The organism is Actinomyces vulturis, assembly GCF_001687305.1.
Lineage (GTDB): Bacteria > Actinomycetota > Actinomycetes > Actinomycetales > Actinomycetaceae > Actinomyces > Actinomyces vulturis.
Genome location: NZ_LZRK01000003.1, coordinates 58,364 through 83,203, shown reverse-complemented (window position 1 = coordinate 83,203; position 24,840 = coordinate 58,364). Strand labels below are relative to the sequence as shown.

Here is a 24,840-nt window from a genome sequence, read left to right as displayed (position 1 = left end):
GCTCCGTAGGAGTGGTGTAGTAGACCCTACGGCACTCATCATCGCTTCTGGGCCACCCTGTATGGTTATGTCTAGTTGTGTCCTGGCCTTACGGCTACCTGTAGACCCTTAAGGAACAAACGACGTGTTCGGAAATCTTTCAGATCGGCTTTCTCAGTCCTTTAAATCCCTGCGTGGAAAAGGCCGCCTGACCCAGGCCGATATTGATTCCACGGTCAGTGAGATTCGCCGCGCCCTGGTGGAGGCTGACGTTGCCCTGCCCGTCGTGCGTTCATTCACCGCTGCAGTTCGCGAAAAAGCTGAAGACGCCGCACGCTCACAAGTCCTCAACCCCGCACAGCAGATCATCAAGATCGTTAACGACGAACTCATTGACGTTCTCGGCGGCCCTTCACGAGACATTAACTGGGCACAGTCCGGCCCCACCATCATCATGCTCGCCGGTCTCCAGGGTGCCGGTAAGACCACCCTCGCCGGAAAACTCGGCTACTGGCTGCGTGAACAAAACAAGCGCGTTTTGCTGGTTGCCTCTGACCTCCAGCGCCCCAACGCGGTTAACCAGTTGCAGGTGGTGGGTGAACGCGCAGGCGTAGACGTCTGGGCACCCCAGCCCGGTAACGGTATCGGTGACCCTGTTGAGGTAGCACGAACCGGTGTGGAACAAGCCCGCAACGGCCACTACGACGTGGTGGTCGTGGATACCGCCGGTCGTCTCGGTGTGGACACCGAAATGATGAACCAGGCTATCGCTATCCGTGATGCCGTACGTCCTCACGAAACTATTTTCGTCCTGGACGCCATGGTTGGTCAGGACGCGGTGAACACCTCCGTCGCATTCCGCGATGGCGTGGGATTCACCGGTGTGGTCCTGTCCAAACTTGATGGTGATGCCCGCGGTGGTGCGGCTCTGTCCGTCCGCGGCGTGACCGGTGCGCCGGTCCTCTTTGCCTCCACCGGTGAAGGCCTGAAAGACTTTGAACGCTTCCACGCTGACCGTATGGCCAGTCGCATTCTCGACATGGGTGACCTTCTCACCCTCATCGAGCAGGCTGAAAAGACCTTCGACGCTGAGCAGGCAGAGAAAGCCGCTCAGAAGATGGCCAGTGGTGAATTCACTCTCGATGACTTCCTCGACCAGTTGCGTCAGATTCGCAAGATGGGCTCGATGAAGAAACTACTCGGCATGATCCCCGGCATGGGACAGATGCGCGAAGCTATCGAAAACTTCGACGAACGAGAAATTGACCGTATCGAAGCCATTGTCTGCTCCATGACTCCTCAGGAGCGCGCAGATCTGTCTATTCTCAATGGTTCACGTCGCCAGCGTATTGCTAAGGGTTCAGGTACCACTGTCCAGGCAGTCAACGAATTGGTGGAGCGCTTCGGCCAAGCTAAGAAGATGATGGAAGCCATGAGCCGTTCCGGTTTGGCTGGCGGTATGGGCGCAGCCGGAGGTATGCCTGGTGGCATGCCCGGTATGGGTTCACTACCTGGCATGGGCAAACGTGCAAAAGCCCGTCAGGCTCCCAAGACCAAGAAGGGTAAGGGGGGTTCCAAGAAGGGCAAGAGTGGAAATCCCGCCAAGGCAGCACGCCAGGCCAAGCAGCAGGCTCAGGCTGCGCAAACTGTTGAAACTCCTGCTCATACTCGGGGTTCTTCCTTTGGGATGGGAGCGCAGGCTCCTACTCAAGCACCTGGTGGCTACGGAATCATGCCCCAAGATAATGACGCTCCTGCAGGAGCCCAGGACGTGGCTGCTGCCATGGACCAACTTCCCGAGGATCTGCGCCGTAAACTTGGCCTTCTCTAACGTGACCTGAGTCGTCTCGCTTCGTCGGGACGATATGAACGCAGCACACACATCGTGTGTCCTTGACAGAGGGCAACACGGCTGGTGAGGCTCCGAATGGAGTTCTCACCAGCCGTTGGTCTACGAAGGTCTTGAGGCGGTGTGAAGATTCGGTGAGCCCCCATGCGGGGATCGTTGTTTGTCATGGCGTGTGCCAGATACTCGTGTATCAGAAGGCCTCACTGAAACTGGCACGGGGATTGCTACTTCTTGCCCTTGATGGAGGAGTATGCCTCAAGCGCCGTAGCGCGTGAACGCTTCAAATCAACAATCGGCTCAGGATAAGACGACGTTCCGTACTCCTTAACCCACTGGCGAATGTATCGCTCCTGCGGATCGAAGTGATCAGCTTGGAGAAGAGGATTGAAAATGCGGAAATAGGGGGCTGCGTCATCACCGGTTCCAGCAATCCACTGCCAGTTAAATGGGTTCGATGCTTCATCCGCATCGACGAGAGTATCCCAGAACCACTCTTCACCGCGCCGCCAGTGCACACCGCAGTTTTTGACTAAGAATGATCCGGCGATCATTCGGACACGGTTATGCATCCACCCACTGACCCACAATTCACGCATCCCCGCATCAACAATCGGAATGCCCGTTAGTCCCTGCTGCCACAACGCGAGACGAGTCTGTTCCTGAATACCAGATGCCCACGGGAAATGATCGAACTCGGTGCGAATGTTATGAGTAGGCATCGTGGGGACATGGAAAAGACGATGCCACGCGAACTCGCGCCACAGAACCTCATTCGTGAACACATGGGCCCCGCCTGCTGCTCCAGGGATCTCCTGAGCCAGTTTCATCACGTGCTGCCAGACCATGCGGGGACTAATTTCTCCAAAGCGCAGGTGTGGAGATAACCGCGAGGTGGACCTGAGTACGGGGACATCGCGCTCGTCCTTGTACTCCACCAGGAATTCCTCAATGGCATCAAGACGCTCTAGAGCACCCTGCTCACCTGGGTGCCAGGTTTCACGGAGGCCACCAGCCCAGTTGGGGCGAGTAGGCAGAAGTTTCCAATCAGCCAGGTGCTCAAGAAACTCCTGACGAGATTTCTCAGTGAGGGCCCATTCGGGATGCCGTGCGGAACTTGGGCCAATGAGATTCGAAGGGATGGGCAGGGGTTGGCCAGGTCCAGGAACAGCGCGGCAGGCCTTGGAAAACGGCGTGTAGACCTTGAACGAATCCCCCTGCTGGGTACGAATCGTCCAGGGCTCATGGAGGAGGAATCCTTCATGAGAATGTGCCTCGATTCCCTCATCAATGAGGGCCTGCTTGATTGATGCATCAACTTCACGCTTGGCTAAGGCGTAACGACGCTGCCAGGTCACTAACGAGGCGCCAGCCTCGTGAGCAAGATGAGGAATCTCGACGCGCGGATCACCTTCGCGCAGGATGAGCGGGCCATGATGCTGCGCTAAGGATTCTTCAAGAGCGGTCAATGAATGATGAAGCCACCAGCGACTAGCCCCACCAAGAGGACGCACTCCGTCGATTTCCTCCAAGCAGTACACAGCCACCACGGAGCCATGAGCCGCCGCCTCAGTGAGTGCTTGGTTGTCAAGGAGTCGGATATCATCACGAATCCACCACAGGGCAATCGGTTCATTCATGCTCAACACTGTACAGTTTCAGCGCGCTCAGACCCCAGCGGGGGCGGCTAGGTCTGAACAGGAAGTGTTAAAGCCATCCATTGGATTCGGCGACGCGTGCTGCCTCAGTGCGGTTACGTGCATGAGTTTTTCCAATGGCATTGGATAGGTGATTGCGAATCGTGCCTTGCTCAAGGAATAACTGTTGGGCCATCTCAGCAACGTCGGCGCCACCAGCAGCCAAACGCAACACGTCACGCTCGCGTTCAGTGAGTGGGTTGGGGCCAAGGATCACCGATTCTTGAGCCAAAGTAGGATCCACCACTCGCAAGCCCTGGTGAATCTTGCGCACCGCTTCAGCCAACTCGTCAGACGGAGTGTCTTTGACCATGAAACCGTGAGCACCCGCCGCCAGGGCGCGAGACAAGTATCCGGGCCGGCCAAATGTGGTGACCATGAGAATATGACCCGGCCACGCGGCGTCGGTCAATGCTTGTGCACCTGTCAGACCATCAGCTTCCGGCATATCGATATCAAGCAGGACCACATCAACCTGGTGCTCGCGGACAGCCTCGACAATTCCCACCGCATTGGGTAGTTGAGCAACCACGTCAATATCTGGTTCGAGCCCTAACAGTGTGGCTAGGGCGCCGCGAACCAGTGCTTGATCATCAGCAATCAGGACGCGAATTACAGACACGGCCGATGACGTATCGCCCGAGTCTGGTTCGCAAGAAGACGCTGCGGAAATATTGCCATCGTGAGGCCCAGCGTTGTGGTGGGGCAATGAAGAACTAAGCATCACGGCAATCTCACTTCCACAATCGTTGACCACGGCGAATCATCCCCCGGAGATATCACTCTAAGTGAACCACCTGCTGCCTGGCATCGCTCGGCCAATCCAGTCAATCCATTACCGCGGATAGCCGAATCCATGCCACACCCATTATCGGATACACGTAATAACCCTGGCTGGTATTCGACCTCCAATGCCTGTGCGTGAGAATGACGAAGCACATTCGTTGTGGTCTCGCGAAGAGCCCAGGACATTACAGGCTCATGTGCATTACTGATGCTGCGTGGATCGCCCACAGTCGTCAACGTAATTCCTGCAGCCTGGGCGGCTGTGCGTGTAGCAGCCATCTGGCTTGCTAAATCAGGGCTGCGCAACTGTGTCACTGTGGAACGCACATCAGCCAGTGCCCGGCGAGCAATTGTCAGCACATCATCGAGTTCTCGTTCAGCAGCTACTGGGTCTACTCGCGTGAGTTTTTTAGCCACTTCCGTTTTGAGTGTCAGCGTGGTCAGCGAATGGCCAAGAATATCGTGGATATCACGGCTAATAGCCTCACGTTGGTTAGCTAAGGTTTCCTGGCGCTCGCGGAGTTGCTCGCGTTCACGCAGGGTATTACCGAAAAAACCGAGAGTGATGGCGAAACATGATGATGAACAGCCAATTGCTGTGTACACAACCCATTCTGGCGCGTGAAAAAGAAACGTGGCGGCAATGGCTCCAGATGTCATCACGATTGTGAAGGTCATACCCCACCAGATGGGGAAGGAATACAACACTATTGCTACGACGAAAGGCATGAGCCACAAGACCCACCAACCCCCTGCCCAGGCCACAGCAATAGCAGCGATGAGTTGGTAGACCAATGAGGTCACCATCAGAGGCATATTGACATCACTCATTGACTTCACAGTCACGTCGCGAGAATCCCAGGGCATGTGTTGACAATGACGTACATAGGCGGCGATAAAAAGCGCTAAACCAGCAAGCCCCACAATACGTTGAGTGAGCGAATAGGTGTCAGAGACGATAAAAGTCGCACCCGGAAGGATAAAAAGAACAAGCCAAATATTGGCGTCCCAATGGATAGGGCCCACCATGCGCCAGCATAAAAACTCGCGCAACACTGTTGGTTCGCACGTGTGCTCTTCACGCGAAGCACTGGTGGGCAATGACATGGGAATCCTTGATGTGGCGTTGGTGGAGATGAAGCGATGAGAAGCGGTAGGAGTAAGAAATGGTGAGAAACGATGAGAGGCTGAGGGATTTAGCGGGCAAAAAACGGTGACGATGACACGGCGTGAGGGGAGGCTCGGACGCATTGCTGAGCGCACGCCCTGTGAACCTGTCACCGTAGCAACCAGTCATGCACGGTAGCGCTGTGTAGTTCTGCGGAATCCCAACACCACGATAATAAGGAAGATGGCAATCCATACCAGGGCATTCACGGTGGGAATCCAGAGGGGCTCGTGGATCACGCCGTCTGCTGTGGGAATTGCATCGTCCATCATCGGGCGGCGAGCCAAATTCAACACGCCATACATCGGGGTGAAGCGCGCGAAGGTGAACAGTGAACCGCCCAGAGGCATGAAAGCGTTACCGAGGAAGGCCAGAAGCGAGGTTGCGCTTCCCGCAATCCCCGGTGCGCTCCGTGCAGGGGCCCACATGCCTACCGCCAAGCCGAAGAGAGCAAAAGGAATGCCCGCGGTAATTGACAGCACATAGGTCACTGCCCACAGCCCAAGAGAACTCATCCACGCAATCTGCGCCGCTCCCATGATGTACAAGATGGTCACGGGAATGATGGCCATGAGAAGAGCGCTGACCAGACGGCTGGTGAGGTAGGAGCTTACGCCGCCAGCAGTCAGCGCAACTTGGCGAGCCCAACCGCTGGATAAGTCAGCGGCGGTGCTTGCCGCAGCAGAAGCGGCGGAAATGGCGGCACTAAAGGTTGCCATGGCAACGAGGATGGTTGCTGACACATTGGTTTTGTCATTGACCACTTCAGCCGCCCACGACGCGTTCGTGCCGAAGATTTGGTACATCGCCACCGGCATGATGATGGCGAAAAAGACAAAACTGGGGTCCTTGATATCGGTGAGGAACTGAAGACGAATGCCCGTGGCAATAGAGGGACGCTTACGCCGCTTTGCGGGAAGTGATGGCGCGCTGGTGGAGGTGAGTGTGTGTGACATGGGTGCTTCCTTTCAGTCGTTGTGCTGGGAGTCTTCGGTGACGAGAAGGGAGAACACGTCGTCGAGAGAAGCAGGCTGGATGGAAAGATTCGAGATAGGTGACTCGGTGAGCAAAAGGCGAGCAGCGGCGTCGGAATCAGTAGAGCGCAGCAAGATGGTCTGGTAGGTGAACTGGTCGCTGACCTCGAACTCGGTGAAGGGCACGCCCGCCTCGATAAGACGAGACTCGATGCTGCCGCCGTCAACGTCTCGCGGCAGGCGTGCACAGAGCAAGGTGGAGTTGATGTGGGTGCTCAGTTCAGCGGTAGTCCCTTGAGCGATGAGTCGGCCCTTGTTGATGATGGCGATCTTGTCAGCGAAATCGGCAGCCTCTTGAAGGTAGTGAGTGGCAAAAATAATCGTGCGCCCCTGATGCGCTTGCTCATGCATGGTTTCCCAGAATTCAGCACGTGCCTGCACATCCATACCTGTGGTGGGCTCATCGAGGATAAGAACCTCAGGGTTGGGAAGGAGCGCTAGTGCCAGGCGGAGGCGTTGACGTTCACCGCCGGATAATGCCCCCACTTTTCGCTTCGTTAAGGTTTCTAGGTGGGTAGCCTTGATTACTTTGTCGACGTCGCACACCACAGCATGCATGGATGCCACTAGTTTTAGGGTGGAAGCGACTGTCATGGTGGTGACAAGCCCCTCGCTTTGCAACGTGGCACTTAGACCGGCTTGGCCAATCATGTCGGCGGGGGAAAGGCGACGCTTAGAGCCGGAGGGATCAGCAAAAGAGATCGTCCCGCAATCGGGGGTGGTCAGCCCTAAAACCATGTCGATTAGGGTGCTTTTCCCGGCGCCATTCGGGCCAAGGAGAGCAAGGACTTGGCCCACAGGAATATCCATGCTGATGTCACAAACGGCATGAACATCACCGAAGGACTTGTGAACGGCGTCGATATGAACCGCTGACACAGGTGCTGAAGTAGAAGGTGAAGAGGTCATGGCACCAGTGTGGAAAAAATGGGTGCCCAGGAGAAGGTGCAGGTGTCATGACCTGCTCATGACAGATGTCATGGTTGGCATGATTCGGTGATAGTCGATGGGAATCGGGGCCTAACGACAGTGAACAGACTCTACCGATAAAGACGGACTATTCAGTAGCGAGAAGCAGGAGAATCGGAGGGGCAGTAGCGAGAAGCAGGAGAATCGGAGGAAAAAATAGGCGGGGGAATAGGGGGTGGCGTGAGACATCTCGCATCCAGAAAACCCCAGAAGATAAGCTTTTCGTTAGCATGACATGGCTCATTTCTGGCAGAATGACTCGCTGTACTCGACCGCGTCAGGCCCCTCTCCCTGACGCAGGCCGCGACACCGGCACCTGCCGGAAACCGTTGCTCAACCCCACCGGGGACCGGCAAAAGCCAAACATTTAGAACCAGGAGTTCAACCAAGTGGCAGTTAAGATTCGCCTCAAGCGCATGGGCAAGAAGTTCGCCCCCTTCTACCGTGTTGTCGTTCTCGATTCCCGCAAGAAGCGTGACGGACGCGTTATTGAAGAGGTCGGCGTGTATGACCCCATGCAGGAGCCCTCACTCATCAAGATCGATGGTGAGCGCGCCAAGTACTGGCTCGGCGTGGGCGCACAGCCCTCCGATGCAGTACTCAACCTCCTCAAGATCACCGGTGACTGGCAGGCCTTCAAGGGTCTCCCCGGCGCCGAGGGTACCTTGAAGGTTAAGGAAGTCAACGTTGAAGCTGCTGAGGCCGCTATCAAGGCCGCTGCCGATGAGGCAGAAAAGCGCAAGGCTGCTGTGGCGGAAGCCAAGGCAAAGGAAGAGGCTGAGAAGAAGGCCGCTGAAGAGGCTGCAGCTGCTGAAGCTGCCGCGGAATCCACCGAAGAAGCCGCTGAAGCTTCTGAGGATGCCGCCGAGGAGGCCTGAGATGCTTGCCGACGCACTCGAGCATTTGGTTCGAGGCATCGTCGATCATCCCGATGATGTGACGGTGACTAACCGGTCACTGCGTCGTGGACAACTTCTCGAGGTTCGTGTGAACCCCGAAGACCTAGGACGTGTCATCGGCCGATCCGGCCGCACTGCACGCGCTCTGCGTACCGTCATCGGAGCACTCGCTCGCGGTCCTATCCGTGTTGATGTTGTTGACACAGATCGCCGCTGATCGAGCAGAACCAATGCATTCGGGCTGGGGCCGGAACGATAATCATCGTTCCGGCCCCAGCCCGTTGTTTCTCCGCTCTCTTTAGTAGAGTGTGACCGTTAGGGTGATTCACCCGCCCCTCGTGCCTACTTACGAGCACACAACCCTGGATCCAGAGAAGAAAGAGCACCATGCTGCTGACCGTGGGAGTAATTGGCCCCGCCCATGCCCTCAAAGGCGAAGTACGTATTGACGTGCGGACTGACGATCCGGACACTCGCCTTGAACCTGGCACCGTTATGCCCACGGAACCCGAAAGCGCCGGCCCCTTGACCATTGAGCGTCTCCGCTTCGATGGACAACGCTATTTCGCCATTTTTCAAGAAGCGCATGATCGCACCGCTGCAGAAAACTTGCGCGGAGTCAAACTCCTTGTTGATGTTGATGATGAGGAGGAATCTGATGACAATGATGATGCTTGGTATCCCCATCAGATCGTCGGCATGGCATGTGAAATGGAAGACGGCACCCCCTTGGGTGAGGTGATCTCTCTTCAACCCGGAATCGCTCAGGACCGACTGGTAGTGCTGACTCCCGAAGGGGAAGAAGTACTTGTTCCCTTCGTGCGCGAACTTGTCCCCGAAATTGATGAAGAATCCTTCACCGTAGTCATTAACCCACCCGGAGGTCTCTTCCCGGGAATCGGACAAGCAGAAGAAGCGCGCTGATGCGACTGGATATCGTCAGCATCTTCCCCGAATTCTTTAGCGTCCTCGACTTATCCCTTATAGGCAAAGCCAACGCCGACGGACTGCTTAACCTCCACGTCACCAACCTGCGTGATTACGCTACCGACCGCCACCGCACTGTCGATGACACTCCACTAGGAGGTGGCGCCGGTATGGTGATGAAACCTGACGTGTGGGGTAAAGCCCTGGATGAGATTTTTCCTGAAGCAACCCTGGGGGATGGGGAGCGCCATGTCCTGATTGTGCCCACGCCGTCGGGAGAAACATTTACCCAACGTATCGCCGAAGACTTAGCCGGCGCCGATCATCTTGTCTTTGCTTGTGGACGCTACGAAGGTATCGACTTCCGCGTCGCCCAGCATTATGCCGAGCGTGGTGTGGAAGTCCGTGAACTGTCCATCGGCGACTATGTGCTTAACGGTGGCGAAGTGGCTACGGTTGTCATGATTGAGGCTATTGGCCGGCTCTTGCCTGGAGTAATCGGCAACCCGGATAGCCTTGTTGAAGAATCTCATGGAAGCGCAGGCCTTCTCGAATATCCGGTCTACACACGCCCAGTCAACTGGCGCGGACAAGAGGTGAACCCTGTTCTTCTTAGTGGTGACCATGCCGCGATTGCACGATTGCGCCGTGACCAGGCGTTGGAAAAAACACTGCGCCGGCGCCCGGATATGATTCAAGCGCTGCGTCCAGATCAACTTGACTCTGATGATCGCTCCCTCCTTGCGCGACTGGGCTGGTGCGTTGGGGAAAACGGCGTGCGTCCCTTAGAGATTCGTGAACTTGAATCAGGCGACGTCGATCGGCTCCACGCGCTGGCAATCCGCACCTTCCCGGACGCTTGCCCGCCGTTCCTCTCCCATGAGGATATTCAGCAGCACCTCGACACCGTGCTCAGCCCCCAATCCATCCACTCATGGATTGATAACCCGCACGTGCGCGTTATTGGGGCATTCCTGCCACAGAATTCAGCGGCTCCCGAAGGAGACCATGGGGGAGAGGCTTCATCCGATACGGGTGATGGTCGCACGCAAGCCGAGCAAACTGCACACGGCGAACAACTTGTGGGATACGCACTCGTCGTGGGACCACGTGCTGACGGACCCATCGCCGAAAAATGCCCCAAGCAACTGAGTGATGAGCACTGTTCCTGGGCGCACCTTTCCAAGGTTTACATTGATCAAAAGTGGAGGGGAAGCGGAATTGCTGCAGCACTGATCGCAGTGTCCGCAGATATGGCCAGCCAGATGGGAGCGACCTCCCTGTGGACGGCCACGTCCACGGCTAATAAACGTGCAGCCAAATCGTACAAACGTGCGGGAATGACTAAAAAAGGTGGACGTACCTATACCGTTGGCACCACTACCTGCCGTGATGTGGTGATGCAAATGACTCTTTCCTCTGCCTCTCCACAGTAGAAGTGCCCTTACTTCCTATGGCAAACTAAGCGGGCGCATGTTCGTGGGCATGGTTCTGCCACTGGGGAACCAGCTATTCACACGGAACATGGCAACCGCAACTGAGTGCCAGCAAGGCACCCTGATAAGCGCTAATGACCGGTGGCATCAGCGTGGAGTAGATACATGAACCTGATCGATCAGATCGACGCAGCATCCCTGCGTGAGGATATCCCCGCATTCCGTGCAGGCGATTCTCTCAAGGTCCACGTCCGCGTGGTCGAAGGCAACCGTAGCCGTATCCAGGTCTTCCAGGGCGTCGTGATCGCTCGCGCCGGCAGTGGCGTTGGCGAGACCTTCACCATCCGCAAGATCAGCTTCGGATGTGGCGTGGAGCGTACCTTCCCCCTGCACACCCCCTCCATCGAAAAGATCGAGGTTGTGTCCCGTGGTGACGTGCGTCGTGCAAAGCTCTACTACTTGCGCAACCTGCGCGGTAAGGCTGCCAAGATCAAGGAACGTCGCGAAGACTGATTCCTTCGTCAATCTTGACACCGAGGCCCGGCTGCCAACTATGGCAACCGGGCCTCGCCTCGTATGATTGACCTCAGACACCCGAACCACCGGAAGGCCCTTACCGATGAGCAACTTCACGCCAGCTCAGCCGCAGCGTCGCGAGCAGGCACCGCTCACCGGCAAGGACGCAGCGGAGAACACCCGCATCGAATTCGCCCCCGAATCAAAGACGGACGAGGTTGCTGAACTCCCACCTTCCTACGCTCCCACCTCACCGCGCACCCCTGAGGCAACAGCCTCAACCGATGAGAATGAGGACGCCAGCGCTTCGGAAGGCGACGACGAACCCACTTCCCACAAGGCCAACCCACCCTCGGCGGTCGTGAAAAGTTGGCGCAAACACCGCGAAACCATTCTGGTCATCATCGTGGTGCTTATCGTCTCCGCGCTGATCAAATCCTTCGTCATCCAGAGTTTCCGCATCCCCAGCCAGTCGATGGAAAACACCCTGCTCGTCGGGGATTACGTCACCGTTGCAATGTATGACGCGGAGGACTACACCCGCGGAGATGTTGTGGTGTTCGTGGACCCAGACTCATGGCTGAACGTTCCTGATTCCACTGGCATTAAAGGCCTCATCAAAGACGGCCTCATGCTCATCCGTCTCCTGCCCGAACACTCTGGTCATCATCTCATCAAACGCGTCATCGGTATGCCCGGAGACCACGTCTGGTGCGATGGAACAGGCCCTATTATCGTCAACGGCGTGGCCTTGGATGAGACCTACCTCAAACCTGGAGTAGCCCCATCCACTATTCCTTTTGATGTGGTAGTTCCCGAAGGCTACGTGTGGGTGATGGGGGATAACCGCGCTAATTCCGCTGACTCTCGTTATCACGAATCCGACATATACGGCGGATTCGTCCCTATGGACAAAATCGTTGGACCCGCCACCACAGTTGTCTGGCCATTAAATCGGTTTACTCAGTTGGACAAGGGTGAACAAGTATTCGACGATGTGCCCGCTCCATCTCAACCGGCCCCCAGCCTCAACGAATCGATCGAGGAACGAGGCATTGCTGAGCAAGATGGCGACGTCCAACAGTCCGCTGAGTCAGCCTCGCCTAAAGGCGACTTAGAAGAATCCATCCAGGATTCTCCTGCTGATGGCGCTGAGCAACTTTCCGACGATGAGGAAAGTCGCGAGGATGGAAGTGGTGTCGAGAACGCGGACAGTAATGGCAACTAAGTACACCGTCACTCGCGACCTCGAAACCGAACTGCTCCGTTCAGCCCCGCTGGTTGGTGGCATGGATGAAGTGGGGCGCGGATGTATCGCTGGTCCTGTCACCATTGGACTGGCGGTGGTGAGTTCCTCTACGAATGATGTTTTTCCTGAAGGACTTGCGGATTCTAAAGCGCTTCGTCCAACGGCTCGTGAACGTATGTGTCAGCCCATTGATGAGTGGGCTGAATGTTGTGTGACGGCCAGCGCGAGTGCCAAGGAAATTGATGCTATCGGCATTATTGATGCCATGCGGTTGGCTGGTCGTCGAGCGTTACATCAAGCAAAAGTGCTCGGTGCGTTACCCAATCTCATCATTCTTGACGGTAGCCACAATTGGCTTACCCCGCCCGAACTGGATCTCCTTGCTGCTGTCGATGAGCGGCCTGTCGACGGTATTGATACTGATTTAGGTACGCCTATTGGTCTGGAGGAGATTCCGCCTGTCACCATGCGTGTTAAAGCTGATGCCACTTGCGCCGTGGTTGCTGCTGCAAGTGTGGTGGCTAAGGTTCGCCGTGATGCGTATATGAGTAGTTTGGACGATCCCGGGTATCAATGGGCTTCGAACAAGGGATACGCTTCTCAAGCTCATCAAAAAGGCTTGGCTACACTGGGCGTCAGTGCGCAGCACCGTACCTCGTGGTCACTTCCTGGATTGCGACTGTCACGCGGCTAGCTTAAGTCTTTCTTGTGCGAATTATGTGCGTGGATGTATCAGCTCGGGGAGACACTTGACGATAGTGCTTACCCTCTTGGCGTGTACGTGCGGCGGAGTGTACTGGACTCAGGCATGATAGGCAGGTGAGTGTAGAAGACGTCGAAGCCTACGAAAACAATCTCGAACTTGAGTTGTACCGCGAATATCGTGACGTAGTGAATTTGTTTTCCTACGTTGTGGAGACCGAGCGACGTTTCTACCTAGCAAACGCTGTAGACGTGCAAGTGAGGACCAACGGTGGTGAAGTGTTCTTTGAACTCACCCTTGAAGATGCGTGGGTTTGGGATATTTACCGTTCCTCGCGATTCGTCAAGAATGTCCATGTGGTTACTTTCAAAGATGTGAACGTTGAAGAATTGACGAAGTCAGAACTCGAAATACCTTCCGGGAACTGAACGTTTTCGTATTTAGTCCAGCGCTTTTTCTCGCTCCACCCTCTTTCTTATTAGGGTGGAGCGTTTTTATTCGTCTTTTTCCAATGATTTGCGGATGATGACGCATACCTCTGCCGTTCGTAGTCATTGTCCACTGCCTGGAATTCCTCTTTCGTCCCCACAGGTATCTCTTCACGAACTTCTCTGATTGCTATGAAGTGGGCATGCTGAAGGAGGAAAGGAGAACGCATGGCACACCACAGCGCGATTGAGCGTGGCAGAGCAGGAGAAAACGTCGCTGCACGCTACCTCACCGCATTGGGCTGGACGATTCTTGATCGCAACTGGCGTAGCAGCGACAAGGGGTTGCGTGGCGAACTCGACATTATTGCTCAAGATCCTACTTACTCAGGCGGTCTTATCTTCTGCGAAGTTAAAACTCGAACCACGTCTCGCAGTGGGCATGGCAGCGAAGCCGTCACATCGAAGAAATACGCATCTCTGACCGCATTGGCCTCATCGTGGTTGCGAGAACACCCTGATCATCATCGGGGCGTGCGCCTTGATGTGATCTCTATTCACGCTGGTCAGGGCCGTCACGTTCGTCTGTTTCATCACCGAGGAGTGAGCCGTCCATGATGGATGTATCGGTGATAAGGAAACGAGTATGTGTCTGTTGTGGGGATGAAACAGCAGGTGTCACATGGCAATAGCACGAACGCGAACCGTCACGTTGACGGGACTGAATGGGCACGTGGTTACGGTTGAAGCCCAGTGCACATCCGGATTGCCTACCTTCACTCTCGTGGGGCTTGTTGATGCCACTCTTCGAGAGTCACGTGATCGAGTACGAGCAGCACTTTCTTCTTGCGGAATTGCTTGGGGAGAATTTCGTACGACTGTCAGCCTCACCCCAGCTGATATTCCCAAGAATGGTTCAGGTGCAGACTTAGCGCTTGCAATAGCCATCCTGTCAGCGCGCGGACTTATTCCTAGTGAAGTTATTGGTCACGCTGTCCATCTGGGAGAGGTGGGCCTTGACGGAACAATCCATCCTATTCGTGGCATTCTCCCTGCTGTTGCCTGCGCAGCAGAACATGGCATTAGCAAGGTATTCGTCCCTGAAGTTAATAGGGCGGAAGCCTCACTTATCCCCGGTATCACTATCATTTCCGCCAGTCATATTGCTCAAGTGGCTAGGTATTGGGGTGGACAAGTTCCTCACATGGCCGCTGTTCATCTTGATAACTCACCAGCACTACTGCAGCCTCGAATTGTGGATCAGGTCCCACAATCGCTTCCTGACATGCGTGATGTGATTGGCCATGACGAGGCAAAATTCGCTCTCGAAGTTGCTGCAGCTGGAGGGCATCACGTGCTCATGGTGGGAGCACCTGGAAGTGGCAAAACTATGCTTGCTCAACGTTTACCAGGCATTCTTCCGCCACTGGATGATGCAGCAGCTGTGGATGTGACGTCCATTCACTCCATTGCAGGCATGTTTCAACCAGAGAAGGGACTGATTCGTCAGCCACCCTTTCGCTCGCCACATCACAGCGTCACAAAAGCGGCTCTTATCGGTGGTGGTAGCGCAACGCCGCGGCCAGGGGACATTTCTCTTGCTCATCGTGGAGTGCTATTTCTCGACGAAGCACCAGAGTTTTCACCTGCAGTTCTCGACTGCCTGCGCCAACCTTTGGAAGAAGGAACCGTCACCATCGACCGTATCCGGGGTAGAGCGACTTTCCCCGCACAGTTTCAACTAGTCATGGCAGCAAACCCGTGTCCATGCGGTTATCTGGGGGATCGCACCAGGAGATGCACGTGCACATCACTGGCCCAACGTCGCTATTTCGCACGTCTATCGGGACCGCTTTTGGACAGAATCGACATTCACATCAGCGTCAAAGCCAGCGCCGGTCGCGTCCTTGCAGCGCATGGGCGCAGCGACTCCAGTCAGGATATCGCCGCACGAGTTAAACAAGCACAACAGCGTTCGCGTTATCGTCTCCGCCACACGCCGTGGACTAAGAACTGCCAAGTACCCGGTTCCTGGCTAAGGAAAAGCGATAACTCTCTTGAGTCAACCGTTATGAAACGACTCTCTCAAGCGATGGATCAGGGTCTACTCACTCTTCGCGGAGTAGACAAAGTGCTTCGCGTTGCCTGGACATTAGCCGATCTCGAAGAACGAGACACCCCTAGCACATCCAATCTTGCCATGGCCCTAGCCATGAGAATTCAAGGACCCAATGATGACCACCACTTGGCTTACTAGGCACGATCCCTTCATCATTTGCTCTGACATTGGGCAAGACCTCAAGCTCACGCCAACTGATTGTGCGTATGCCCTGTGGTCACGGATTACTGAACCAGACGATGATGTCGCCTCGGCACTGATTTCGCATCTTGGTCCGCTGGATTCATGGCAATGGCTGAGAGAAGCGGGATTCACTTCTTGCGGACAATTGCGGGACACCATCACCATCCCGCCTGAGATGGCCGAGCATACGCCCCGGGCACAAGCCACCATCACTCGCCGGTTCCGCAGTTGGGCGCCACGCATAGAAGCCATGGATATACGGCGTGAACTTCGCACAATGGTCAGTCTTCATGGACGTGTGTTGACTGCGAATCATCCGCACTGGCCTGAGGGGCTGAGCGAGCTCAACCACCCACCTTTGTGTCTGTGGGTCCGCGGACATAGTGAGCTTCTTCGTGGCTGCAGTGCTCGTTCTTTAGGGGCTTGTGCAACTCCAGGAGAGTATGACGATGGGGGAACAGGTGAACAATCGTCCTTCTCATCTCCTATTGTCGCCATGGTGGGAGCCCGAGCCTGTACGCGAACAGGAAGCACTATCGCTGAGGAAATTGCTGAATATCTCGCTGGCCATAACTGCATCATCATGTCTGGGGGTGCATTTGGTATTGATGCTGACGCTACTGTCGCAGCGTTACGCCACGGCCCTGTGATCGCTGTCAGTGCCGGGGGAATAGACCGTTATTACCCCCAAGCTCACCGGGAGATGTTTGAACGAATTATTGCTCAAGGGTTGTATGTTTCCGAAGTTCCTCCGGGGAGTGTGCCTGCTCGCCATCGCTTCTTGTCACGAAACCGACTGATTGCTGCCATAAGCCAAGCCACCATCGTGGTGGAAGCGGCATGGAGAAGTGGAGCCTTGTCCACTGCCGCTCATGCACGAAACTTAGGCCGGCACCTTGGTGCTGTTCCTGGAAACGTGTATAGCCCCAGTTCGGCGGGCTGCCACAAATTGCTTCGCGATGGAGCTACCTGTATTACGAATGGCCCAGAAGCTTTAGAACTTGTTACTCCATTAACTACACCACTCGACGAACAAGCACAGGAAATGCTTCCTCTCTCGTCACTACCTGCAAGCAGCATGCGTGAGAAACTCAGACAGCCCCAATCAGATGAGTGCCGAATTTGGGAAGCTCTACCTCTGCGTCGTGGTGCCCCAATTCGTTCGATTGCCATCGCAGCGGGAACCTCGCTAGATGACACTGCGAGAGTTCTCTCGCAACTTTGTCACGAGCACTATGCAGCCCTCAAACAAGGACTATGGCGCCGAGGAGAAAATACCCCTTAATGCAATTCGGCTGCTGTGGCTTGTCAAAGAGGAGGCTGCGAGTGCAACAGAAGCATTCATTTGCCTGAATAAAAGCACCATTGCGAAATAAGAACAAAAGGTATTGCTAAGACGTAAGGAAGGGAAGAATCGGGAACAGGGGGAGACTATCGGGGAGAAAACTCCGCAGCCGCATGACGAAAACTGGGGCATGAGCACGTACAGTACATTTCATGGCAACTCCAGCACTCACACTTCACCACATGCTGGATACCTATGGGGATTATCTTGCATATGAACGAGGACTATCTTCGCATACTGTCCGTGCCTATCAGTCTGATCTTCAGCAATTCTTTGCCATGTTTCATGTTCATGGTGACGACTCTCTTGAAACCTTGCTGCCGACGCTAGAACTTAACGACGTTCGCCAATGGTTGGCTCAAGGAACAGCGGAAGGTGCGTCGCGAGCTACTACTGCTCGTCGATCGGCTGCTTTACGGACCTGGAGCGCTTGGGCGTATAAAAAGGACTATCTTCCCCATGACATCACCATGCGACTGCGTAGCCCATCGGTTGATAATCGACTTCCTTCAGTGCTTAGCATTAACCAGGTTGAGCAACTCCTCACCTATGTTCATGAGCAGGAAGACCGTGCCCGTGTAGCGGTGAAGGAAATGCCTGGCGATATGCAGATTCATCGCCAATGGCGGATTTGCAGTCGCGACGTTGCCATTCTTGAAATTCTCTATGCCACGGGAATACGCGTGAGCGAACTGTGTGGCCTGTGTATCAGTGACCTGGACAGCGCAGAACGAGTCATGACGGTGACGGGTAAGGGCAATAAACAACGTCGGGTTCCTTTTGGTGTTCCTGCAGCCAAAGCAATGACCCAATGGCTCCGTCTGCGTAAGGAGCACTTGCGTCAATCATCTGCCCCCGATGATGATGCACTGTTCCTCAGCATTCGGGGAAAGCGCATCGACCCACGTGCAGTGCGAGAACTTGTCCACCATTACGCTCACGCTGCTGGTGTGCCTGATATTGGTCCTCATGATTTGCGACATAGCGCAGCTACCCACGTTTTGTCTGGAGGAGCAGACCTGCGCAGTGTCCAAGAACTCCTTGGACACTCTTCGCTGTCAACCACACAGCGCTACACCCACGTTTCTCCAGAACGACTTCGAACTGCCTATAACCAAGCGTTCCCTCGAGCTTGAGTACTCAAGGGAACGCTTAGTAACAGCCTGTTATGTCTCAGTTGCTTACTGGGCTAATAACATGCGCAGTTGTTCGACTTGCTCCAGTTCCGTAGCTGCACTGCCGGGATCAGCCCATTGATCAGCAGTGAGTAAATCAACGGCGGTGTTCGACTCATGAGCAGCAGACACGTGAGCGGCATGAGTATGCAGAGCATTCAATAGAGTCCGAATGTGTTCTTCGGATAACTCGACAACCTTGTGAGCCATAGTTCTCTCGCTTTCTCCAATGTCACATCGCCTGAACGATGGTGTGTTATCGACATTATCGCGATTGCGGATAATCCGCCTGTTTGACGATTTGCTTGATCCTAAGAACACAATGCTCGTTGAGTGTTCCTTGGCGTGGGCAAGAGGAGGAATTCGGTGCGAGGTAGTGATAGAGGTTTGAGAACGATGAGAGGAGTCTTAATAAGAAATATGGGGTTTAGATAGGCAGTCTTTCCTCTTCGGGCACCCCAGTGAAGAACTGTGACACCATCATGACGATGCCCAGGAAGGAGAGTACCGATCACTTGACCACGGTGAACCCGTTCGCCAGTGTGTACTACGGCATCGACAGGTTCATACGTTGTCCGAATCCCATCAGGATGATCAATGGAGATCACGGGTCGAGAGACCACGAGGCCGGCGAAAGCCACCACACCATCACCCGCAGCCTGCACATTCTCACCTTCCTGACCGCGGAGGTCGACACCACGGTGTCCAGGCATCCATGGTTGTGGGGGAGGATTGAATGCTTCAACAACATCCGGTGGTCCATTAAGCGGATAGTCATACAGAAGCGATGACGAAGCGCCTGCAGATGAAACAAGGACAGCAACAGTGAGAAAAAGGCTGATCGCCATGGTCATAAGCGCCTGAGATAATCGAAATCTCGCGAAAGAATTCATGGTGAGAGACTCTCAACTACGTGTCGTAACAGGGAAGAGGGGTGTGGGCGTGTTGTGGATGGCATGGATGCTTCTCGAGGTGGGGAGAAGAGGGGAGAGCAGAACCACAAACCTCCGTCTACGACCTGCACTATTGCTTGTGATAGCCTCGTTCCAGCAGTCGCCTCACGGCGGCTGACTTCGCGTGTCCGCACCCCGTCCTTTCGGGCGTTGGTCGTCGTGGTCTTTTCTTCATTGAAAAGTGGCGGCCCGCCGCGGGCACTAGGTCTCATGGTAAACGTGAGAATGTGTAACCAGTAATACCGGGCAGTGATGCATGTGCACCACACCTATGCCCCCGACTTGATGGCATATCCAGCAACCTCTGGGTATGCGCGGAAGGACCACTTTCATGGCAGTTGTGACCATGCGCCAGCTCCTGGACAGCGGCGTTCACTTTGGACACCAGACCCGTCGCTGGAACCCCAAGATGAAGCGCTTCATCCTCACCGAGCGCAACGGCATTTACATCATCGATCTTGCTCAGACCGTTGAGGATATTAACCGCGCCTACGACTTCGTCAAGGAAACCGTCGCTCGTGGCGGCAACATCCTTTTCGTTGGCACCAAGAAGCAGGCTCAGGAAGCTGTTGCCGAGCAGGCACTGCGCGTGGGAATGCCTTACGTCAACCAGCGTTGGTTGGGTGGTATGCTCACCAACTTCTCCACCGTGCACGCTCGTCTTGAGCGCATGAAGGAACTTGAGCTTATCGACTTCGACGATGTGGCAGCATCCGGCCGCACCAAGAAGGAACTGCTCATGATGCGTCGTGAGAAGGACAAGCTCACCCGCACCCTCGGCGGTATTCGCGATATGGCTAAGCTTCCCAGCGCTGTGTGGATCGTTGACACCAAGAAAGAGCACCTGGCAGTTTCTGAAGCTCGTAAGCTTAACATCCCCATCATCGCTATCCTCGATACCAACTGCGATCCTGATGAGGTTGACTACGGTATCCCCGGCAACGATGACGCAATCCGCGCCGTCGCACTGCTGACTCGCGTCATTGCTGACGCCGCTGCTGAAGGTCTCCTGGCACGTAGCGCAGGCCGTGCCAAGACTGGCGCCGAAGCAGAAGTCCCTGCTGAGCCCATGCCTGAGTGGGAAGCAGAACTCCTCGCCGGCCAGAACACTGAGGAAGCCGCACAGGCTCCCGCCGCCGAAGAAGCTCCTGCTGAGCAGGCCGAGCAGGCCTGATTAGCGCAAGCGATCAGACACACTTCATTCATCAACACACGTCAGGAGACGTACATGGCGAACTACACCACCGCTGACATTAAGGCACTGCGCGAAAAGACCGGCGCTGGCATGCTCGACGTTAAGAAGGCTCTCGACGAAGCCAACGGCGACGCCGAGAAGGCCATTGAAATCATTCGCGTTAAGGGCCTGAAGGGCATCGCTAAGCGCGAAGGCCGTGCAGCATCTGCAGGCCTTATCGCCGCTAAGGTCGTTGACAGCGCAGAAGGCCAGACCGGCGTTCTCGTGGAAATCAACGCAGAGACCGACTTCGTGGCCAAGAACGAGAAGTTCATTGACTTCTCTGACAAGGTGCTCGCAGCCGCTCTTGAGTCCGGTGCTGAAGATGCTGAGGCTCTGGCCGCCGTTGAGGTTGAAGGTCAGTCCGTTAAGGACCTGACCGACGGTATGCAGGCCGTTATTGGCGAGAAGATCGTGGTTCGCCGCGTTACTCGCCTTTCCGGTGAGCACGTTGAGCTTTACCTCCACCGCACTAACCCTGACCTGCCTGCACAGGTTGGCGTTCTCGTTGCTACCGACGCAGCAGCTTCCGCCGTTGCGCACGATGTTGCTATGCACATCGCTGCATACTCCCCTCTCTACCTTGACCGCGATGAAGTTCCCGCTGACATCGTCGCTAAGGAACGCGAAATCTGCGAAGAAACCACTCGCGCAGAGGGCAAGCCCGAGGGCGCTATTCCGAAGATTGTCGAAGGCCGCATGAATGGCTTCTACAAGGAAAACTGCCTTGTGGATCAGGCCTTCGCCAAGGATCCTAAGACCACCGTGGGCAAGGTTGTTGCCGAAGCTGGTGGCAAGGTCACTGGCTTTGCACGCTTCCGCGTCGGCGCCTGATGACATCATCAGTGAGGTAATGCCTGAGCATTCCTAATTTGAGGTGGCCCCAACCTGCATAAGCAGGTTGGGGCCACCTCAAATTTCACATCGTTGACTGACGAATCGTTAACTTTGGTGGACCGCTTGTCATATCATGTTCACCTTCGCCGTCAAGCAATGCCAACAAGGCTTCAGCAGCTAAAGCGCCCAAGTCAGCAGGGGAGCGATGCAGAGCCGTCACAGGGATAGGAAGAACGCGACAGATCGGTGAATCCTCACAAGAGACCACGCGAACATCTTGACCAATGTGATACCCGTGGCGGGAAAGTACGCCATATCCACCCAAGGTGAGAATCTCATTGTCATAGACGACGGCATCGGGAATATGGGGAAGGAGAGAAGATGTCGCATGGGCGCCGGCATCTTCAGATTCGCCGTCACTAGGGGCAACGAAAGCATCAATTCCATGATGGGCTGCTCGCCTGAGTAGTGCTTTACCACGATCACGTACGTGCTGGTAATTATGAGACAGGTGAATGTAAGCTAAGGAATGGCATCCAACCTCCGCGAGATGGTCGACAATCGTGACCATGGCATCATGGTCCGATGTACTGACACTGGCTGCTCCTTCACAGTGCTGACCGGTGTAGACGAAGGGTAAGCCAATACTGGTAAGGACATTGACGCGTTCATCATCGTCGCGTGGGTCTACAACAATGACTCCGTCAACGGTCCTTGAAGATTTCCATCGCCGATAAATCGCGATTTCGTCTTCAACGCTGGTAGCCAGAGCAAGGATGATAGAGAGCGAGCGCTCAGAAAGTGTGCGCTCTGCTCCCACCATGAAAGAAAAATAAAACGATTCGGCGGTGAGGCCCTCAGGATTGCGGCTAAGTACCAAACCGATGGCGCCCGCGGTGGAGGAAGAGAGAGCGCGAGCAGCATGGGAGGGGCCCCAACCGAGTTCGTGGGCTATCCGTAGAATTTTGTCTCGAGTTGCCTGGGAGAGCCCTTTACGATTGTTGAGGCGAAGGAAACGGCGGTGGGGGAGACTCCTGCTGCGGCAGCGATGTCTTTGATTGTCGTTCCCATAGGTGAAGTGTATCTTTCTCTGGCTTCGCGGGCTTTATGAGGGGTAAGAGGAAGAGTGAACATCTTCCACTAAACCGTGTTGGTCTATCCTCATTCCCCCCACCAATGACGCTGTAGGAGGAGAGATGCACGGTAACTCCACGATTTTGCTCAAGCGACTTGATCGCACCCTCGATGAGCGAATCTGTCCCGCCGTCGCCACACCTGTGGCGCTCCTTGATGTGCGTTCCTGGTCTGTTCCTGAATCGTCTGACGGAAGTGTTGGTGAACCTGTTCCCTTCTCTCGGCCTATTTCCCGGGACTTAGCCCTATATAGTGGGTGCCTCAACGTCTTAATATCCCTGTTTTGTCTGTAGACGTGAGTGGTGAAGTTCAATCCCCGGAGGACAGACTCTAAGTCTGTTCCCACTGTGCGCTAAACTTAGCGTGATTACGCGTGCGCATTGGCGCAAGCGCTCCATATGCTTCACTTTTCAGTGAGCACTCCCAGACTTCAGGAGGCCTGGCTCATGACTGATCACCCCACCAGCCAATCCCCATCAGAATCTGGCTCCTGTCACTGCCAGGGCTCCATGTCGGACTCCACGGGAACGCCGTCTAACGTCCACGCATCTGAGTCTTCCTCGTGCTCATCCCAGCCGTCCGCTCATATCGTAACTCCCGCACTAGCCACTCAAGGAGCATCCGCACACGTGGGTCATCACAGCGCAGAAAGTTTCCGAACTGCCGATCAAGCACATGGCGTATCCCTGCACCCCCGCGAACTCGTTCATCCCACGATGGTTGCACCGCGTTCGCGCCGTGTCCTTCTGAAACTCTCCGGTGAGGTTTTTGGTGGCGGTTCCATTGGCCTTGACCCCGATGTTGTTTCCGATGCCGCACAGCAGATCGCTGCAGCCGTTCAGCAGGGCATTCAGGTTGCTGTGGTCGTGGGCGGTGGTAACTTCTTCCGTGGTGCTCAACTCTCTCAACGCGGTTTGGACCGGGCTCGTGCTGACTACATGGGCATGCTCGGTACTGTCATGAACGCCCTTGCATTACAAGACTTCCTCGAAAAGGCTGGTGTTCCTGCCCGCACCCAGACCGCCATCGCCATGGGTCAGGTCGCAGAGTCTTACATTCCTCTGCGTGCCATCCGTCACATGGAAAAGGGTCGCGTCGTGGTCTTCGGCGCGGGCGCTGGCCTGCCTTACTTCTCTACGGACACTGTTTCAGCCCAGCGTGCACTGGAAACTCACTGTGACGAACTGCTGGTCGGCAAGAACGGCGTGGACGGTGTATACACGGCGGATCCTCGTAAGGATCCCTATGCCACGAAGATTGACCACCTTACTTACGAACGAGCACTCCACGAAGGATTGCAGGTCGTTGATGCTGCTGCATTCTCTCTTTGTAAAGAAAATGACCTCACCATGCGAGTTTTTGGCATGGGTGAAGGTGGAAATATCACTCGAGCCCTCATGGGTGAGAAAATCGGTACCCTGGTGACCACCACAGATGAAGGAGCACAACAGTGATTGAAGAAGCACTGCTTGAAGCAGAAGAAAAAATGGAGAAGGCTCTTGAAGCCGCCAAGCACGAACTGGCCAATATCCGTACTGGCCGTGCCAACCCCGCCATGTTCAACTCCATCATGGTGGATTACTACGGTGCGCCCACCCCACTACAGCAGTTGGCTTCTATCACCATCCCCGAAGCACGTACGGTGATTGTCTCCCCCTTCGATCGCAGCGCTATGAAGGATCTGGTGACCGCAATCCGTGAGTCTGATTTGGGTGTTAACCCCACCGATGACGGCACTATCATCCGTGTCACCCTGCCGGCACTGACTGAAGAACGCCGCAAGGAATACGTGAAGTTAGCACGTAATCGCGGTGAAGATGCGCGCGTTCAGGTCCGTGGTGTTCGCCGTAAGGCCAAGGATGAACTTGACCGCATCAAGAAGGACGGCGAGGCCGGTGAAGATGAAGTCGAGCGCGCAGAAAAGGAACTTGAAGTTCTGACCAAGAGTTTCGTGGAAAAAATCGACGCAGTCCTGGCCACTAAGGAGTCCGAACTCCTCGAGGTCTGAGGCTGGCAGGATTCTCCTTATTCGTGATGACCACCAATTCCCCGATTGATCCTCAGCAGGCGCCTGCCTCTTCGAGTCAGGCGCCTGCTGAAGTGTTGCCAGAAACTCGTATGGCACGTCGGCGGCGCTTGCAGCAAGAAGCCACTGCTCGAGTTGCTGGCCAAGGTGACGCCAGTGCTGTGACTCCTGAAGCGCACTCTGAGAATTTCGTTCCA

At 55.3% G+C, this 24,840-nt stretch carries 26 protein-coding genes; 18 read left to right on the top strand and 8 right to left on the bottom strand.

What is annotated here, in order from left to right:
• Positions 1-124: 124 nt before the first annotated feature.
• Positions 125-1,810 (top strand): signal recognition particle protein, encoded by a 1,686-nt coding sequence (ffh, locus tag A9753_RS05145; RefSeq protein ID WP_067781375.1) that lies wholly within the window; start codon positions 125-127, stop codon positions 1,808-1,810.
• Between the two features lie 242 nt (positions 1,811-2,052).
• Here ffh and A9753_RS05140 read toward each other — a convergent pair whose 3' ends face one another.
• The 5 genes from A9753_RS05140 to A9753_RS05120 form a co-directional block, all read right to left on the bottom strand.
• Positions 2,053-3,465, bottom strand: a complete 1,413-nt coding sequence (locus tag A9753_RS05140) for a cryptochrome/photolyase family protein (protein ID WP_067781372.1) — start codon at positions 3,463-3,465, stop codon at positions 2,053-2,055.
• Positions 3,466-3,532: 67 nt separating this feature from the next.
• Positions 3,533-4,144 (bottom strand): response regulator transcription factor, encoded by a 612-nt coding sequence (locus A9753_RS05135; RefSeq protein ID WP_067782238.1) that lies wholly within the window; start codon positions 4,142-4,144, stop codon positions 3,533-3,535.
• 101 nt (positions 4,145-4,245) lie between these two features.
• Positions 4,246-5,589, bottom strand: a complete 1,344-nt coding sequence (locus tag A9753_RS05130; RefSeq protein ID WP_067781369.1) for a sensor histidine kinase — start codon at positions 5,587-5,589, stop codon at positions 4,246-4,248.
• 12 nt (positions 5,590-5,601) lie between these two features.
• Positions 5,602-6,432 carry a hypothetical protein gene (locus tag A9753_RS05125; protein WP_067781366.1) on the bottom strand — a complete coding sequence of 277 codons (831 nt, stop codon included), beginning with the start codon at positions 6,430-6,432 and terminating at the stop codon, positions 5,602-5,604.
• 12 nt (positions 6,433-6,444) lie between these two features.
• Positions 6,445-7,419, bottom strand: coding sequence for an ABC transporter ATP-binding protein (locus tag A9753_RS05120; protein WP_067781363.1), 975 nt, complete (start codon positions 7,417-7,419; stop codon positions 6,445-6,447).
• A gap of 449 nt (positions 7,420-7,868) precedes the next feature.
• Here A9753_RS05120 and rpsP point away from each other — a divergent pair, with 449 nt between their 5' ends.
• The 12 genes from rpsP (at position 7,869) to A9753_RS05060 (ending at position 18,420) form a co-directional block, all read left to right on the top strand.
• On the top strand, positions 7,869-8,357 hold the full coding sequence (rpsP, locus tag A9753_RS05115) for a 30S ribosomal protein S16 (RefSeq protein ID WP_067781360.1): 489 nt from the start codon (positions 7,869-7,871) through the stop codon (positions 8,355-8,357).
• 1 nt (position 8,358) lies between these two features.
• Entirely contained in the window at positions 8,359-8,595 is a 237-nt protein-coding gene (locus tag A9753_RS05110) for an RNA-binding protein (RefSeq protein WP_067781358.1), read from the top strand.
• Positions 8,596-8,765: 170 nt separating this feature from the next.
• Entirely contained in the window at positions 8,766-9,302 is a 537-nt protein-coding gene (rimM, locus tag A9753_RS05105; RefSeq protein ID WP_067781355.1) for a ribosome maturation factor RimM, read from the top strand.
• The gene (trmD, locus tag A9753_RS05100) at positions 9,302-10,741 is read left to right on the top strand and encodes a tRNA (guanosine(37)-N1)-methyltransferase TrmD (RefSeq protein WP_067781351.1); all 1,440 of its coding nucleotides are present in this window, start codon (positions 9,302-9,304) and stop codon (positions 10,739-10,741) included. Before rimM ends, trmD begins: the two co-directional genes overlap by 1 nt.
• Positions 10,742-10,906: 165 nt before the next feature.
• On the top strand, positions 10,907-11,254 hold the full coding sequence (gene rplS, locus A9753_RS05095; protein WP_067781347.1) for a 50S ribosomal protein L19: 348 nt from the start codon (positions 10,907-10,909) through the stop codon (positions 11,252-11,254).
• Between the two features lie 106 nt (positions 11,255-11,360).
• On the top strand, positions 11,361-12,485 hold the full coding sequence (lepB, locus tag A9753_RS05090; protein WP_067781344.1) for a signal peptidase I: 1,125 nt from the start codon (positions 11,361-11,363) through the stop codon (positions 12,483-12,485).
• On the top strand, positions 12,475-13,200 hold the full coding sequence (locus tag A9753_RS05085; RefSeq protein ID WP_067781340.1) for a ribonuclease HII: 726 nt from the start codon (positions 12,475-12,477) through the stop codon (positions 13,198-13,200). The genes lepB and A9753_RS05085 overlap by 11 nt, the downstream gene beginning before the upstream one ends.
• Positions 13,201-13,325: 125 nt before the next feature.
• Complete coding sequence (locus A9753_RS05080; RefSeq protein WP_067781337.1) at positions 13,326-13,637, top strand: DUF2469 domain-containing protein; 312 nt, start codon at positions 13,326-13,328, stop codon at positions 13,635-13,637.
• 228 nt (positions 13,638-13,865) lie between these two features.
• Complete coding sequence (locus tag A9753_RS05075) at positions 13,866-14,255, top strand: YraN family protein (protein ID WP_067781334.1); 390 nt, start codon at positions 13,866-13,868, stop codon at positions 14,253-14,255.
• 64 nt (positions 14,256-14,319) lie between these two features.
• Positions 14,320-15,894, top strand: a complete 1,575-nt coding sequence (locus A9753_RS05070; protein ID WP_067781331.1) for a YifB family Mg chelatase-like AAA ATPase — start codon at positions 14,320-14,322, stop codon at positions 15,892-15,894.
• A complete protein-coding gene (locus A9753_RS05065) occupies positions 15,869-17,224 on the top strand; it encodes a DNA-processing protein DprA (RefSeq protein ID WP_083090328.1) in 1,356 nt (451 codons plus the stop codon). The genes A9753_RS05070 and A9753_RS05065 overlap by 26 nt, the downstream gene beginning before the upstream one ends.
• A 212-nt stretch (positions 17,225-17,436) precedes the next feature.
• The gene (locus tag A9753_RS05060) at positions 17,437-18,420 is read left to right on the top strand and encodes a tyrosine recombinase XerC (RefSeq protein ID WP_067781325.1); all 984 of its coding nucleotides are present in this window, start codon (positions 17,437-17,439) and stop codon (positions 18,418-18,420) included.
• A gap of 45 nt (positions 18,421-18,465) precedes the next feature.
• Here A9753_RS05060 and A9753_RS05055 read toward each other — a convergent pair whose 3' ends face one another.
• The gene (locus tag A9753_RS05055) at positions 18,466-18,669 is read right to left on the bottom strand and encodes a hypothetical protein (protein WP_067781322.1); all 204 of its coding nucleotides are present in this window, start codon (positions 18,667-18,669) and stop codon (positions 18,466-18,468) included.
• A gap of 101 nt (positions 18,670-18,770) precedes the next feature.
• Positions 18,771-19,352, bottom strand: coding sequence for a M23 family metallopeptidase (locus A9753_RS05050; protein WP_083090327.1), 582 nt, complete (start codon positions 19,350-19,352; stop codon positions 18,771-18,773).
• A gap of 391 nt (positions 19,353-19,743) precedes the next feature.
• Here A9753_RS05050 and rpsB point away from each other — a divergent pair, with 391 nt between their 5' ends.
• Together rpsB and tsf are read left to right on the top strand one after the other, a co-directional pair.
• Positions 19,744-20,586: a 30S ribosomal protein S2 gene (rpsB, locus tag A9753_RS05045; RefSeq protein ID WP_067781316.1), complete on the top strand. Its 843-nt coding sequence runs from the start codon at positions 19,744-19,746 to the stop codon at positions 20,584-20,586.
• A 54-nt stretch (positions 20,587-20,640) separates the two neighbouring features.
• Positions 20,641-21,480, top strand: coding sequence for a translation elongation factor Ts (gene tsf / locus A9753_RS05040; RefSeq protein ID WP_067781313.1), 840 nt, complete (start codon positions 20,641-20,643; stop codon positions 21,478-21,480).
• 85 nt (positions 21,481-21,565) lie between these two features.
• Here the strand turns inward: tsf and A9753_RS05035 are convergent, their stop codons facing one another.
• On the bottom strand, positions 21,566-22,363 hold the full coding sequence (locus tag A9753_RS05035; RefSeq protein WP_176702741.1) for a substrate-binding domain-containing protein: 798 nt from the start codon (positions 22,361-22,363) through the stop codon (positions 21,566-21,568).
• Between the two features lie 316 nt (positions 22,364-22,679).
• Between A9753_RS05035 and A9753_RS09630 the strand changes: the two genes are divergently transcribed.
• The 3 genes from A9753_RS09630 to frr all read left to right on the top strand — a co-directional run bounded on the left by A9753_RS09630 (position 22,680) and on the right by frr (position 24,625).
• The gene (locus tag A9753_RS09630) at positions 22,680-22,910 is read left to right on the top strand and encodes a hypothetical protein (RefSeq protein ID WP_141673313.1); all 231 of its coding nucleotides are present in this window, start codon (positions 22,680-22,682) and stop codon (positions 22,908-22,910) included.
• 423 nt (positions 22,911-23,333) lie between these two features.
• Entirely contained in the window at positions 23,334-24,071 is a 738-nt protein-coding gene (gene pyrH / locus A9753_RS05030) for a UMP kinase (protein ID WP_067782235.1), read from the top strand.
• Entirely contained in the window at positions 24,068-24,625 is a 558-nt protein-coding gene (gene frr / locus A9753_RS05025; RefSeq protein ID WP_067781310.1) for a ribosome recycling factor, read from the top strand. Before pyrH ends, frr begins: the two co-directional genes overlap by 4 nt.
• Positions 24,626-24,840: the final 215 nt, after the last annotated feature.